Raw genomic sequence first — 12,818 nt, 5'->3', positions numbered from 1 at the left:
AAACCCAGTTAAAAACCACGTGCCCCGAGCACGCCTGTCCGATGTGGACCGAATCCCCGCACGAACCATAATGGCCAGCATCTAAAGCGATGCACTTCAACAGGCCGGACACACGACGGAACTCAACCACATGCTCATGACCGAAGAAAAAATCACTTGCATTGCGAGAGGTGTCCACACACGGTTTTTATGGGGCAACTCCAAACTAGGCGAAAACTCGAAACCAATTTAGATTATTGCCCCAGGCCAGTTGGCAAATTTATAATGAACTTCGCTCCTTTTGGCTGGTTGGGTTCTGCCACTAATCGTCCACCATGGCCTTCGACTATGGAACGGCAAATGGCAAGTCCCATGCCCATTCCGTTAATCTTCGCGGATACAAATGGTTCAAAGATGTTTTCGAATTCGGTGAGACCAATACCAAGATCGCTGATTTCGATGCGTATTCCTGCGTTCGTTGGACCCGCATTTATTCTGAGGACTCTCTCATCTTGAGAACTTTCCATGGCTTCTATCCCGTTGCGCATTAAATTCACTAGTACTTGGAGTATTTGTGTTCGATCTAAAATCAACCGTGGTAAGCTAGACTGTTCTTCGATGAATATATCGATTCGGTGTTGCAATGCATTTCCAGCCAACAGGGCTCGCGCTTCAGATATTATGTTTCCAATATCTGTAAGTATGCGCTCATCTGCTGAGTGTTTAAATAATGCTTTGATTCGATTAACTACATCGCTGGCGGTGTTAGCATCCCGTATGAGACGTTCAGCCGTTTGTTTTGCCCGCTCTAGATTCACCGGTGTTGCTGACAACCAACGATGACATGCATATGAATTTGCCACGACGGCAGCGAGTGGCTGATTAACCTCATGCGCAATTGAAGCCGATAGCTCGGCCAGACTTGCCGTTTGGCTAGCGCGAAAAAGCCTCTCCTGAGCCAAGCGCAGTGCTTCCTGAGCCCGCACTTCGCTATCGATGTCAATGCATATAACGTTCCATTGTACTATTTCACTAGCAGTATTATGCATTGGCACTGCGCGAGTTTCGACCCATCGGTATTCGCCGTCGAAGCGCTGCAAACGGTGCTTATGAGCGTAGGGTTCTCCTGACGAAAGGCATTGCGAATATCTCTTCTTAACTACTGCTACGTCGTCAGGATGAACACTTGTATCAAGCGTGGCCGCCAGCCGTGATTTTCCTGAACTATCCAACTCCTCGAGCTCATATCCAAGAAATTCACGAAATTGTTGGCTCCGGTAAACTGGCTCACCATTCGGCGCAGCACAGTCAACCATTGCCGGCAACGTCTCAACCAAGCGCGAAAGGAAACGTTCTTTTTCACGCAATTCATTTTGAGAAACTTCTTGTTCATGAATGTCAATGTTGGCGCCATACCAACGGATTATATTGCCCTCCTCGTCGCGAAGCGGGTTAGCATAACCCTGGGTCCATCGATATTCACCATCCCAGCGGCGATTTCGAAACTTGTGTTCGAATTTTTCTCCGGTTTTGACCGAATCGGTTATCTTGTCCAAGTAAAGCAGTCTGTCGTTCGGGTGTACGCTGCTTTTCAATGTCTCTGCAAGTCCTGGCTCGTCATCGCTTTTTCTTGGGTGAAGCCCCATATAGTCCTTCATCGTCTTGTTGATATATGCGGGGTGGCCTTCTGCCGAAATAGACCAGAGTTGGACCGGTACCGTATCAACTAGTTGTTCAAGTTCCCTCTCACGATTGCGCAGTGCCAACTCTGCATGCTTGCGTTCAGTTAAATCAAGGATATAGGCGACACCCTGTCTGCGCTGACCTTCGAAACAAGCGGCACCTATCAGTACGGGTACTCGACCCCCGTCCTTCCTGAAAAACTCTTTCTCCCTTGGTTGCATTAGACCTGTACTGGCAAGTTCCTGAGCTTCTTCAAGTGCGTGCGCCTCCTGCCACTCCGGAGGCGTTAAATCTAGCCAGCTAAATCCTCTTTCAAATTCTTCACGACTATACTGGACCATGTTAAGAAATGCGTCGTTCGCATCCAAAAGTTGTCCATTTAGATCCCACGTCACAATTCCGATAATGTTGGAATCGACCAGCCGACGAAGCTGACTCTCGCTGCGTCTTAGCGCTTCTTCCATCATCACTTGATCATGTATGTCATGACATAAACCGTACCATTGGATTATACGTCCGCCCCGATCACGCATGGGCTCGGCCCGACTAGACATCCAATGAAAAGCCCCATCCGCCCGGCGTAAGCGATAACGCATCGCGAATACCTCGCCAGTAGCGATACACCGACGAAGCGTCGAACTGAATTCCTTGGCGTCATCTTCGTGTATACAGTCAATAAGCACGTCCAACTTTGAGCGGCCAGGGCTTTCTAGGTCATCAGCGCTGAAACCAATGAAATCGACCATACGCTTATTGAAAAAACTAGGTTCGCCTTCATCCGTTAAACGCCACAAATGACTTGGAACCATATCTACTAATAATGAAAGTTCTTCCTCACGCGACCAATGTGCCCCGTTATCCACGGCGTCATTTTCTAAAGAGGTCCGATCTGCCATCGCCAATCTCCTGCCAATCTGTTAGATGCAGAAAACTCCCTTTTGCTATCATACCATATTTGAAATAAATCTGCCTTGTCCTCATCAAGTGCAGCGCAAACGTCTAGGAATAACAAAGGCCCATCACGAATACTATGGCTCGTGATGGGCAAATTATCGTAGATAGTAACTTGTCGAATCGTCGTTATCGACTGATGAATCTCAGTAAATCTTCATTTATAGTGTCGGCGTGGGTGGTTGCCATGCCGTGCGGAAAGCCTTTGTAGATTTTAAGTTCAGCATTCCAAAGCAGCTTCGCGGAGAGCAACGCCGAATTGGCATACGGAACCACTTGGTCGTCATCACCATGTAGCACCAGCGTGGGAACGGTTACGGCCTTCAGATCCTCGGTAAAATCTGTTTCCGAAAACGCCTTGATGCCTAGGTAATGCGCATTTGCCGCGCCCATCATACCTTGCCGCCACCAGTTCTGGATCAAGGCTTCGGAGGGCACGGCGTTCTGTCGATTGAAGCCATAGAATGGTCCGCTCGCGACATCCTTATAAAACTGTGATCGATTTGCCGCCAAGGCAGTTCGGAATCCATCAAACACTTCAATGGGTAATCCATCCGGATTCGATGACGTTTTTGCCATAATCGGTGGGACGGCACCGATCAGTACCAGTTTAGCGACGCGTCCGTCGCCATATTTGGCTGTATAGCGGGTTGCTTCTCCACCGCCGGTGGAGTGCCCTACATGGATAGCTTTTTGAAGATCAAGATGCGTGATGACCGCTGAGACGTCGGCCGCATAGTGGTCCATGTCATGCCCATCACTGACTTGGCTCGAGCGACCATGACCTCTGCGATCATGCGCTATTACACGATATCCCTTCGCCAGGAAGAAGAGCATCTGGTTGTCCCAATCATCTCCGCTCAAGGGCCATCCGTGATGGAAGACAATCGGTTGGGCGTCCTTTGGACCCCAGTCCTTGTAAAAAATCGCCACGCCGTCTTTTGTGACGACATATCCATGTCGGTCACTGAATTCCGTTCCGGAAGATTTCTCAGCTGAATTTGCGGAAGCTGGACCAAATGTGGCGCCGGCAGCTGCAAGACCAAGGGTACCGGACATGACTGTACGGCGGGTGGCCGTGATTGATAGCTGTTCCATATTATACTCCTATAGGCAGTCGAGACTGCATTTTCTGAATTTCATGAGCTGATCGGCTCACATGGGAACGCTAACAAAGTTGCCACTTGAGGTGACCTATCCCCGGGCTCAGTTCCGCTCCATCTTTGGGAGCAGTGTATCTGTCGCTTTGTTGAATGCGCAAAACCGCTTCCGCCCTAGCGACGAGCGGAGGTATCCGATATGAAGTTGTGCCCAAGCAGGCGGCGAAAGCTGAAGGACGAAGATTTCACCGGCCTTCGATCTAGTGATCAAATTGCTGCAATCATCGATCCCGCCGAGAGCGAGGCTTCATCGCAGGTGCAGCATGGTACATGCTTACCGATTACGAACATAGCTCAGGGAATAGAGATGTATCTACCATCGCATTGAACAATCAAAGCCTTGGATGAATAGTGTCATGGGACAATGCAGCTCATGCTCTTCTGACGGCCTCAACAAAGGACGGTGAAGAATAACCCTGAAGGAAAGATCATGACAAATCATGTACCAAACAGAGGGCTCGAATGGGCGAGTCTGACACTGGGTCTGGCCCTGGCTTATTGTATGTTTCCATATATTGATCGACCGTTGGTTGCGTGGAATGCAGGCTTTGTGGGTACGATCATTATTTGTTGTTCGATTACGGCAATCTGCCATTATCGTAGCTGGACCGAATGGGTCAATTTTGTACTTGGCTGCTGGACAGTGATTTCACCTTATGCACTCGGTTTCGAGGCACTGCTCTCGGCTACTTTGGTTCATATAGCGCTCGGTATCTGCATCGCTGCAAATGCTGCTATTCAATTAATTTGCGAGCCTGGAACAAAGACCTCGGAGCAGCCACAAAACGAACCCTTTTGAAGAAAGGAAACCGGAATGCAGCCAGGAGCTTGGTTCAGTTCCAACGTGACCGGATCGGGAGATATTGTTGGATGTGCCGGGCTCTGCGTGTGGTCTTGCTGTAACGCTCTTACCGCGATCGCACGCCATTGAGAAACAGAGTTACGGCGGAGGCCACCGTGGCCCGTGCCTCGCTTTCGGTAGGTGGAGTGCGCAATCCCAGCACAACCTGTAAATGAAGATTATCCCGGATCATTCCGACGAAATGCCCGGCTACAAGCAAAGGATCGTCTATCTGAATTTCTTTGCGATCGGCGGCAGCCTGGAGAACTTTAGCGAGATGAGCCGTGGTATGACCCGGCCCCCTTTCATAGAACACGCGCGCAAGATCGGGAAATCGCCCGGCTTCAGTGATGATGATGCGATAAATGCCCAGGACCGAAGGGCTCATGTAAACGTCCAGTAGGTGGTTACCAAAAGTCGTCAGCGTACCGGGCAAGTCACTTTGGGTAGTGTAGTCTAGAGAGAGTGCAGAGATCGCGCGATCCGCATTATCGGCAACCAGAGCCAGGAACAACCCCTCCTTGCTGCCAAACTCACTATAGATCGTTCGCTTCGAGCCACCGGTACGCTCTATGATCGCATCGATGCTGGTGGTTGCGTAGCCCTGCTCGAAGAAAAGCTCAGCTGCAGCACGAAGAATAGTTTTCCGTCGAAGTTTTGTCCGTTCGCTTTTCGTGTCGGTCACTTTATCGGCCTTCTTCAATAACTTCCGCTTGACCGGTAACCTACATTACCATAACCGTCAACGGTAACGGCAATTACCAATTGGTGCACAAGATGATGACCTGGAAGAAAAAGCAAATCGTTGGATTGGTGTTTTGTCTCAGCGCGATTGCAACCGCTGCAGGAGGTTGGGCGTGGGCGCGCTCGAGCGAGCGGACGACAACGGACAATGCCTATGTTCGCGGTAATACGACAGCAATCGCATCGAAGGTAACCGGATATGTCACCGTGGTTGATGTAGCCGACAACCAGACTGTACGGGCAAATGATGTTCTGTTCAGAATTGATGACAGGGATTTCCACGCACGTCTGGCGCAGGCTGAAGCAAATGTGCAGGCAGCACAGGCACATACCGACAATGTTGAAGCGGAGATCCAGCTTCAGCATATTCTGGTCAAGCAGGCGACGGCACAGAAACGGGCAGCAGAGGCAGATCTTGCTCTCGCGGTCAAAGCGTCTCAGCGACAGCGTGAACTTGTTCGCACAAATTCGGTCAGCAGAGCTCAGGTCGATGAAAGTGACGCTGCGAGGTCAAAAGCGGAAGCTGGCTTATTAGGCGCAGAGGCCGCGCTGGAGGCACAAGAAACACGTATCAAGGTTCTCACCACACAAAAGGAAGCTGCCCTGGCTGCTGTGCTTCAAGCCAGGGCTGCGCGTGACCTGGCCCGAATTGATCTCGACAATACAGTCGTCCGTGCTCCCTTTGATGGTGTTATTGGTAACCGTCAGGTTCGCGTCGGACGCCTGGTATCCCCCGGAGCTTCCTTGATCGATCTGGTGCCAATCAAGGACGTTTGGATTGTCGCAAATTTCAAGGAGACACAGATTGAGAATATTCAACCCGGTCAGTCGGCCCAGGTAACGGTCGACGCCTATCCCGGCATAATTATCGAGGGAAAAGTTGACAGTTTTGCACCGGGTAGCGGATCGGCCTTCAGTCTCCTGCCCGCTGACAATGCGACTGGCAATTTCGTCCGTGTCGTGCAACGTGTTCCAGTCAAGATCAAACTTGTTCAGAACCCAATTCCCGGCCGCCTGCTTCCCGGACTTTCTGCCCGAGTTCAGATCATTCTGGGGAGCGAGGGCTGATGATCTCTCCCCCAAGCGTCTCAAGCCAAACCAGGCAGAATACAGGATGCCTCCTCCTTGCTGGCATTGTGATTGCCACTTTGACTGAGGCGATTGCGGGTACCGCTTTGACGCTTGGCAAAGGTGATATAATTGGTGACGTTTACGCTACTCCCGACGAATTCGCCTGGCTCGACATCGGATATACGACACTAAAGATGATCGCGTTCCTTACAGCATCCTGGATTGCGACGACCGTTAATTTGCGGATTATCGTTGTTGGGGCAACTATGATGATAACATTGGCAAGTGCGGTCACTGCCTTGACGACCCGACTGGATTTGCTGATTGTTCTGCGCGCATTTCAGGGGTTTTCGGGAGGTCTCCTACTGGTAATCGGGCAAACTGTTATCTTTCGAGACTTTTCGCCTTCTCGCCAACCTGTTCTACAAGCCTTGTTTGCAACAGGGGCTGTGGTTGCACCGGCGACCATCGTACCGGCACTGCAAGGATGGCTATTGGACAGCTATTCCTGGACGTGGATTTTTCTCTCAGTAGTTCCTATCGGATTGCTGGCAGCAGGGCTTGTTTTCCTATCAGAAGAAACCATCGACACCCATATTCCCTATAGGCGCTTTGACTGGAGTGGCCTTCTGCTGTCATCAATCACGCTTTTCTGTCTCGTCTATGCGCTCAACCAGGGCGACCGCTGGAACTGGTTCGATGAACGTCGCATCCGGTGGCTGACCGGAATAGGTGTAGTGACGCTTTGCCTGTTTGTTGGTCAACAAGCGAGCCGGCCTGAGGATGAGGGACTGCTCGAGCTCAGTGTTTTCAGGTCCGTCGATTTTACGTTCGCATTCATAGTAAGTTTTGTAGCTGGTGCGGCATTGTTTGGAAGCACTTATTTGATTCCGAGTTTTGCAATCTCGGCCCTGGCTTTCACACCAACGGATACCGGTATGCTTTTGCTCGCCAGTAGCATTCTTTTTGTATTTTCGCTTTTCTTGTCTGCCTTCGTATTCCAGAGCCTGGGCGTTTCTCCAATTGCCACCGTACCCTTCGGGATCGTGATGATCATGATCGCTATGTGGCTCCTGTCAGGCTCCGCAGGCGACAGCGGAATGGACGACATGATGAACGCCGTTCTCCTGCGGGGCTTGAGCCTTGGCTTTCTATTTCTGTCTATTACCTTGATCGCATTCAGTAGGGTGGGTGCACGTAGTCTCCCTGCCGCAATCGGCATCTTCAATACTGGCCGCCAGTTTGGCGGTCTTCTGGGAATAGCTTGTCTTCAGTCTCTTATGACGCGGAATATCGCAGGCAATGTATCTGTGCTCGCCAGCCATATCACAGCTGGATATTCTGCTGTAGGCGATCGGTTAGGAACAAGTGTGGCAGTTCTCGAGGCCCGCGGGATGACTACGGCTGCTGCAAATCAGGCGTCCAAGGCGTTATTGAGCAAGGCTGTCGCGTACCAGTCTACGGTAATCGCTTTCGATACGGCATTTTTCACGATTGCATTGCTTTTCGTTTTTGCTGCGCCGACACTGATCGTTACCAAGATTATCTTGACGCGAATGGCGAGCGCCAAAAAGGGCTCGCATTCAACTTGTGTGGATTATCAAGACAAGGACATATCCACCGCTAGCCCTATCCAAGGTTACAAGAGCAGCCACAAGCGTTGACAACTAGTGCGAGGGCTGTTTAAGCGCTCAATGATCAAGCACGACCGCCACTATTCATAGCCCCCGCTTTTAACCTTTGTCACGTCTCAGGAGTAATTGTCAGTATTATCACTGACGCATAATCGGTGCAGTAAATTGCTGAAATTACCTTTGCTCTATTGCCAAAGCACTCTTGCGCTTGGAGCGCCAAGTCGTTGCATCGGGCTGGATCGCCAAACGGATTCGATACCGGTAACCGATGCGCAGCTTGATAGTTTCAGTCGAATTTCTTGAATAGCTCGTGTCGCGCTATTCTATTCGTTCGTTGTAATATTCTCCAGGCAACCGGCTGAAACATAACTCCTATACTTAGGTGTGGCGAGTATTAGACATAAAGTGTGTAATCGAGACACTTCCGATCAATAGCCATTCGTCGCCGTTCTCGTACATCATGGCCATGCAAGCGATAAGCACTCGATCGCTTTCGGAGGACGATCGCATGCATGTTCATGCAGAATTGCATCGGCGGTCCTACGGCAAATTGCCATTGCAAGTGATCCTTGAACTGGCGAGATCGCGAATCTGTTCCAACATACAATGGCAAATATGAGTGCACCTTTTCCAACAACGCCCGTCAAATGGGTGAAAACGGAGACACCTTATGAAACACGAAACCAACTTGAGCAAATCAGGACCCGACGAACTGGTGCCCTCCCGCTATGCATTGCACATCGGTGAGATTGACGTTCTGGTCATCAGCGATGGTGTGTTGCCTCTTCCAACCGAAATGTTGGGGCACAACATTGACCCGGACGTACGAGCAGAATGGTTTGACGATATGTATCTGCCACCGGATTCCTTTGATTGGTCGCTGAACGTGGTCGTAGTGCGTAGCGGTAATCAGACGATCCTCGTCGACGCTGGATTGGGTCTCGATCCTGACCTCAACTTGCCGCGCGCGGGACAGTTGGTCAAGCGACTGGCCGGTGCCGGTATTGATCTTGCTTCGGTCACTGACGTAGTCCTCACCCATATGCATATGGATCATATCGGTGGTCTTCTTGTCGAGGGCGTGAAGGAAAGATTGCGTCCTGATCTGCGGATTCATGTGGCGGCCGCAGAAGTTGAGTTCTGGGAATCGCCGGATTTTACATACGCTCACATGCCTGATGGCTTTCCGGATGCGCTCAGGGCAACTGCCAAACGATTTGTCGAGCAGTATCGGGATCAACTGTGCCTGTTTGATGAGCAATACGAAGTGGCACCCGGTGTGGTGGCCCATCGCACCGGCGGACACACGCCGGGCCACTGTGTAGTTCGTCTGGCATCTGGTGAAGACCGACTAACATTTGCTGGTGATGCCATCTTTGCTGTCGGATTTGATCATCCAGACTGGTATAATGGTTTTGAACATGACCCCGAGGAGGCAGCCCGAGTTCGTGTACGTCTTTTAACCGAACTCGCCGAAACCGGTGAACAACTGGTGGCGACCCATCTACCGTTTCCATCTGTGGGCCGTGTCGCGGTCGATGGTGACGCTTATCGTTGGGTCCCTGTCTTCTGGGATTACTGATTGATTTCATGATCAGGATTTTCCGGGCACACTCTCGCGAGTGTGCCCGGTGTTTTTTATCGTGCCAGATACCAGCATATCTCGTGAAAGAACATCTTCCTGGACACAACCAGCGACCTATCCAATGTATGGATAGGATTTGCTCTCTGCTCAGCCGTTCAAGGGCCCTGTTTGTCAAAGAACGGTTGGTGTCCATTCATTCCATTACAAATAACGACTGCCAGGCTTTCGATGAAGTCTCTGCTCTTCAGCTCCTGAGGAGGATCCGGATTTGATCTGTGCCTGATATGCTGTCTGCTTATCCCTTCGAACGGCAAAACGACTTTTATGACCCGAAGAATACATTGGTTTTCGGTCAAGCTGGGTAAGGGGGAAAATGCCTGCCGGATGCATTGAGAGATAAATTAATCAGACAGAACACCAGCGCTTACTGGATGGATTATCTGTACATCTTGAATGCCGACGCCGATGGGCTCTCAGCCGTGATGCAACGGAATGCGGATCGCTGCGTGGGAGGGACGCAGCGATCCGCCAATTGAGCGACAAACGTGGGAGGATATACGTTCCAGGCCCGACAGATAGTGTCAGGTAGTCGCTCAGTCTGACGGCTGGGTGACGTGAACCGCGCGAGCGTCGATTTGCAGGCGATTCCACAGATTGATAGTACCAACCATCACCGTCAGATTGACAATTTCGTAATCCTTCAATTGCGTTTTGATCAGTTCTTGATCGCCTCGCAGTTCTTCACGTTTTTCACCATTGATGAGTGCTTCGGTCAATGCGAGGGCTGCTCGCTCCTTGACGCTATAGAGAATTGATTTTCGCCAAGCGCTGACCATGAATAAACGCATCTCTGCTTCACCATTCGCGCGCGCTTCCACCACACTTGTTTTCATGCAGGATGCGCAGCCACTCATCTGTGAGACCCGCAACCGCACCAATCCGCTCAACGGATGCTGCCACACACTCGCATTGATCATTCTTTCAACCACCAGCAGACCTTTAATCGCTTCTGGCCTGGTAGTGTATGAGGGAATAGGCGACATCGTATTTGCCTCCCTTTCTGGTTGAAGATGACCTACTATGTTCAAAACTGGCATTCAGTTCCATTGTGCCGGGTAACTGGAACAGCCATACTTTGGTGCAATCCCATGTGTACTGACGATGGACGTAGCATTTCTAAAAGTCCAGATATGAATACTGATCTTGTTAAGTCGAAACGGCCGCGTTTTAACGGATTTGGCGTATTAGTTGAAACTGCGTCAAAATTGCAGTACGGCATAATCGCACCGTGCATATGATCGAGACTACCAAGTTAATAAATATAGGGTTCCCGACTACCCAGCTTTCTTGATGCGATCATCAAACAGGGATAACCGCGACTGAATGATTTTGCAGCTCACCTCGTCCGGTTCTAAGGCTTCAATCAGCAAACTGGTCATTTCCAGTTTCCAAGGGCAACTCCGGTGACGCTCGGCAATACTTGTTGACGAAGCTGGAAGGGACGTGAATGTGTCAAACGAAATTGGTTTGTATCTACCGGTAGTGATGCAATTTTAAACAGCACATCAGTTGCAGTAAGTCCGATCGTTCTTCAAGAAATGGCGGCGCTAGGTGCTTAGCCCTTATTGATAAAAATTAGGATCGGCAATGCCGATCCTCAGTCTAACCATATTTTGTTGTTTTATCATTGGCCCCACAGCAACCGACCTGGTTCCTGGGTGGAGCTGATTGGTTTGTATACGGTCTTGGGAGCATCTGGACCGTGACCAGCACGCACCTGCTTTACAGATGACGTTGGACGGCTGTCGGTTCTCGTTGATGGATATTGCCAATCCGATCCGATATGGTCACTTTGGGCAAGGACACTTCCACTCGAAAGAAGAAGTGCTGCAGCGGTTAGAATTATCGCTTTCATTGTGGTTCTCCAATGTTTCCGTTGTGCGATCTGCACAATTCGACGGTAGGAGCTTATTAATCCCTTGACGATCATCTGATCGAAAGGGGTGACCTATCATGATGCATAGTAATCAATCGGCGTTTGAATAGCTGAGACAATTCGTTACGGCATTAATCCATATGGTGGATAGTATTATCGAGGCTCGAGGCCGTACCGGATCACCTGGAGTAACCACAATCATTCTGACGATCATCGCAACGATGTGCTGAACCTAGACCTTGGTACAACCGGACAGATCCAACTGTTCGATAGGAGATGCTGGGAAGATGGAACATAGTTGACAACAACTTGTAAGAAGAAGTTGTTGGAGAAAGAGATGAAGAAGCTGACCAAAGTCCTGGCCTTTGCAGTAATGTTTTTGTCTGGAAACACTATCGCACAGCCAGTATTTTCCCAATCCAAGCCCACCATTGTTCTTGTTCATGGCGCCTTTGCAGAGTCCTCGAGCTGGAACGAAGTTATCTCTCGGCTCAAGCGCGACGGTTATAAAGCGATAGCTGCCGCAAATCCGCTTCGGGGCGTCATGGCAGATGCGGCAACTGTCTCCGCAGTTATTCGATCAATATCGGGGCCAGTTGTCCTCGTCGGACATTCCTATGGTGGTCCCGTTATTACAGAGGCCGCCAACGGCAATCCCAACGTGACTGCACTCGTCTATGTTTCTGCGTTCGCGCCGGACCGAGGTGAAACGTGCCTTGGCCTTTCGAACAAGTTCCCCGGCAGCACATTGGCGGATGCTATTTTTTCAGTAGAGCAGGGGCAGGGCGCCCATGATCTCTTCATTCGGTTAGACCGGTTCCATTATCAGTTTGCAGCGGATCTATCCGAAGACCAATCGGCGTTGATGGCGGCCACCCAACGTCCGGTCGCACAAGCCGCACTAGAAGAGAAATCTGGTTTTCCCTCGTGGAAGAGGTTGCCCTCCTATTCGATCTATGGATCGCAGGATCGAAACATACCGCCGGCCGCAATGGAATTTATGGCCAAACGTGCGGGCACAGTAAAAACTGTTGTCGTAGATGGAGCTTCCCACGTGGTGATGATCTCGCATCCGGAAGAAGTCGCTGCGCTGATAGAGGAAGCAGCTTCCGTACATTAGGCGCTCGGGCAACTACCGCCGTAAACAAATCTCCTGACAAAGACAATGACCCTGGGGCACGTTTGGCGAGCGGGGTCGGCTTGTGTGTCACTCCATTTTTGCAGACATGACAGG

General features: G+C 50.5%; 9 protein-coding genes. 5 read left to right on the top strand and 4 right to left on the bottom strand.

Translation table 11 applies throughout. From position 1 onward, the window contains the following. Positions 1 to 233 precede the first annotated feature (233 nt). Both F9K91_RS21590 and F9K91_RS21585 read right to left on the bottom strand, forming a co-directional pair. Entirely contained in the window at positions 234 to 2,558 is a 2,325-nt protein-coding gene (locus tag F9K91_RS21590) for a PAS domain-containing sensor histidine kinase (protein WP_151678699.1), read from the bottom strand. Between the two features lie 184 nt (positions 2,559 to 2,742). Then, complete coding sequence (locus F9K91_RS21585) at positions 2,743 to 3,711, bottom strand: alpha/beta fold hydrolase (RefSeq protein WP_151678698.1); 969 nt, start codon at positions 3,709 to 3,711, stop codon at positions 2,743 to 2,745. Between the two features lie 492 nt (positions 3,712 to 4,203). Between F9K91_RS21585 and F9K91_RS21580 the strand changes: the two genes are divergently transcribed. Then, a complete protein-coding gene (locus tag F9K91_RS21580) occupies positions 4,204 to 4,572 on the top strand; it encodes an SPW repeat protein (protein ID WP_151678697.1) in 369 nt (122 codons plus the stop codon). Between the two features lie 109 nt (positions 4,573 to 4,681). Here F9K91_RS21580 and F9K91_RS21575 read toward each other — a convergent pair whose 3' ends face one another. Further along, complete coding sequence (locus tag F9K91_RS21575) at positions 4,682 to 5,317, bottom strand: TetR/AcrR family transcriptional regulator (protein ID WP_151678696.1); 636 nt, start codon at positions 5,315 to 5,317, stop codon at positions 4,682 to 4,684. A 74-nt stretch (positions 5,318 to 5,391) separates the two neighbouring features. Between F9K91_RS21575 and F9K91_RS21570 the strand changes: the two genes are divergently transcribed. The 3 genes from F9K91_RS21570 to F9K91_RS21560 all read left to right on the top strand — a co-directional run bounded on the left by F9K91_RS21570 (position 5,392) and on the right by F9K91_RS21560 (position 9,645). Beyond that, positions 5,392 to 6,426, top strand: a complete 1,035-nt coding sequence (locus F9K91_RS21570) for an HlyD family secretion protein (protein WP_412842190.1) — start codon at positions 5,392 to 5,394, stop codon at positions 6,424 to 6,426. Then, positions 6,426 to 8,093, top strand: coding sequence for a DHA2 family efflux MFS transporter permease subunit (locus F9K91_RS21565; RefSeq protein ID WP_151678695.1), 1,668 nt, complete (start codon positions 6,426 to 6,428; stop codon positions 8,091 to 8,093). Before F9K91_RS21570 ends, F9K91_RS21565 begins: the two co-directional genes overlap by 1 nt. A gap of 640 nt (positions 8,094 to 8,733) precedes the next feature. Next, positions 8,734 to 9,645 (top strand): MBL fold metallo-hydrolase, encoded by a 912-nt coding sequence (locus tag F9K91_RS21560; protein ID WP_151678694.1) that lies wholly within the window; start codon positions 8,734 to 8,736, stop codon positions 9,643 to 9,645. Positions 9,646 to 10,241: 596 nt separating this feature from the next. Here F9K91_RS21560 and F9K91_RS21555 read toward each other — a convergent pair. Continuing rightward, the gene (locus F9K91_RS21555; RefSeq protein WP_167522250.1) at positions 10,242 to 10,691 is read right to left on the bottom strand and encodes a carboxymuconolactone decarboxylase family protein; all 450 of its coding nucleotides are present in this window, start codon (positions 10,689 to 10,691) and stop codon (positions 10,242 to 10,244) included. 1,230 nt (positions 10,692 to 11,921) lie between these two features. On the opposite strand from F9K91_RS21555, the gene F9K91_RS21545 reads away from it, so the two are divergent. Then, the gene (locus F9K91_RS21545) at positions 11,922 to 12,704 is read left to right on the top strand and encodes an alpha/beta fold hydrolase (protein WP_151678692.1); all 783 of its coding nucleotides are present in this window, start codon (positions 11,922 to 11,924) and stop codon (positions 12,702 to 12,704) included. Positions 12,705 to 12,818: the final 114 nt, after the last annotated feature.

Source organism: Brucella tritici (genome assembly GCF_008932295.1).
Classification (GTDB): Bacteria; Pseudomonadota; Alphaproteobacteria; order Rhizobiales; family Rhizobiaceae; genus Brucella; species Brucella tritici.
The sequence above is the reverse complement of the archived record's forward strand: the minus strand, read 5'-3'. Positions and strand labels throughout refer to the sequence as shown.

Coding starts and splice junctions, on each gene's coding strand:
- F9K91_RS21590 (WP_151678699.1), bottom strand. CDS start 2,558: ATGGCAGATCGGACCTCTTTAGAAAATGACGCCGTGGATAACGGGGCA.
- F9K91_RS21585 (WP_151678698.1), bottom strand. CDS start 3,711: ATGGAACAGCTATCAATCACGGCCACCCGCCGTACAGTCATGTCCGGT.
- F9K91_RS21580 (WP_151678697.1), top strand. CDS start 4,204: ATGACAAATCATGTACCAAACAGAGGGCTCGAATGGGCGAGTCTGACA.
- F9K91_RS21570 (WP_412842190.1), top strand. CDS start 5,392: ATGATGACCTGGAAGAAAAAGCAAATCGTTGGATTGGTGTTTTGTCTC.
- F9K91_RS21565 (WP_151678695.1), top strand. CDS start 6,426: ATGATCTCTCCCCCAAGCGTCTCAAGCCAAACCAGGCAGAATACAGGA.
- F9K91_RS21560 (WP_151678694.1), top strand. CDS start 8,734: ATGAAACACGAAACCAACTTGAGCAAATCAGGACCCGACGAACTGGTG.
- F9K91_RS21555 (WP_167522250.1), bottom strand. CDS start 10,691: ATGTCGCCTATTCCCTCATACACTACCAGGCCAGAAGCGATTAAAGGT.
- F9K91_RS21545 (WP_151678692.1), top strand. CDS start 11,922: ATGAAGAAGCTGACCAAAGTCCTGGCCTTTGCAGTAATGTTTTTGTCT.